This window comes from Rhizobium sp. 25PS6 (assembly GCF_032464655.1).
Taxonomy (GTDB): Bacteria; Pseudomonadota; Alphaproteobacteria; order Rhizobiales; family Rhizobiaceae; genus Rhizobium; species Rhizobium laguerreae.
In genome coordinates, this window is record NZ_JAWDIV010000083.1 from 1 (window position 1) to 531 (window position 531).

The 531-nt window shown below is 63.3% G+C and carries 1 pseudogene; it reads right to left on the reverse strand.

Annotated features, from left to right (window positions below):
• Positions 1-161: 161 nt before the first annotated feature.
• A pseudogene (locus RWK44_RS34940) lies at positions 162-531 on the reverse strand (DUF2063 domain-containing protein); the annotation flags it as partial.

The following is a 531-nucleotide window of genomic DNA, read 5'->3' on the forward strand; positions in this document are numbered from 1 at the left end:
TGATTGCCAGAACACGTTCGCAACGGTGAGCCGCGCGACGAGCTGCACGGCCGAAAGCGGCACGGATGAGGCCAGTCGGAGTGCCTGCGAATAAAGGCCGGCGAAACCGCCTCGTTCGGGCATGGATGTCGGGGTCATCATGGTCATCGATCCATTCCTTGTCAGTTGATGTTTGCAGGTTGGTGGCGGACGCGCGTGACGAGTCCGTCGGCAAAGAGACCGCCGAGCGAGGCGACGAGGTCGAAATTCGGATCGCGCGCGGCGGCTTTCTTGACGGCATGTTCAAGTCCGCGGCCGCTCTTCAGCGCCTGCAGAAACGCGTAATGGGTACCGTTGAGGCGGAGAAAGCGAACGCTGTCCCGGTTCCGCCACAAGGCGATCCGCTGCGGTTGCCTTCTGATGCCGCCAAGCTGTTCGAGATCGCCGCTTGCCTGGTGCGCCGACCAGATGTCGAGCGCCGGCCAGCGGCAAAAGAGCAGTCGCAAAGACGGCTGGAGGATCAGGTCGGGCATGGTGCCTTCGCCACCTCGC